The sequence below is a fragment of the Methylobacterium aquaticum genome (assembly GCF_001043915.1).
GTDB classification, from domain to species: domain Bacteria; phylum Pseudomonadota; class Alphaproteobacteria; order Rhizobiales; family Beijerinckiaceae; genus Methylobacterium; species Methylobacterium aquaticum.
Genome location: NZ_LABX01000312.1, coordinates 1 through 604, shown reverse-complemented (window position 1 = coordinate 604; position 604 = coordinate 1). Strand labels below are relative to the sequence as shown.

The following is a 604-nucleotide window of genomic DNA, read 5'->3' as shown; positions in this document are numbered from 1 at the left end:
GCGGCGCGGCAGGTCGGCGGCCGAAGCAGCCGCGGACAGGCCGACGAGGGCCACGGAGGCGAGGAGGATCTTCTTCATTGTCTTGCTGGTCCTGGTTGGCGAGAGCCGGCGCGCTTCTATCCCCGGTCGGTCACCCGGTCTGTCGCATTCCTGCAACGAGGACAGGGTTTACCCGCCCACCCGTCAACGAACCGTGAATCGCGCACCAGCGCCGATCCAAAAAATCGAGCAAAGACGATCACTTAGCGTTAACCATGATGCCCCATTGTGTCTTCCGCAGACTGCCGTTGAGGAATCGAGATGGACGCTTTCGGGCGAGAAACCCCACCGCCTTCCCTGCTCCGGCGCACCGGGACGATCGCCCTGATCGCGATCGCGGGCTCGCTGGCGGCGACTCACTTCCTGGCGTCGCGCAGCACGCCGTCCGGCCCCGGCGGGCAGGCCATGGCGTCCCTGCGCGGCCTCGTCGACCCCGAGACCACGGGATCGATCGCCGCGGAATCGCTCTCGGGCAGCGCCGCGCGCACGCGCCTCGACCCCTGCGGGGCACCCCTTCGCCCCTGACGCGCATCCGCGACGCCAGCGCCCGCGAGGCCCTGGCCGG

Annotated in this window: 1 protein-coding gene; it reads left to right on the top strand. The window is 69.4% G+C overall.

Annotated features, from left to right (window positions below; all coding sequences use genetic code 11):
* The first annotated feature begins 300 nt into the window (after nt 1-300).
* The gene (locus VP06_RS30845) at nt 301-564 is read left to right on the top strand and encodes a hypothetical protein (protein ID WP_048467643.1); all 264 of its coding nucleotides are present in this window, start codon (nt 301-303) and stop codon (nt 562-564) included.
* Nucleotides 565-604: the final 40 nt, after the last annotated feature.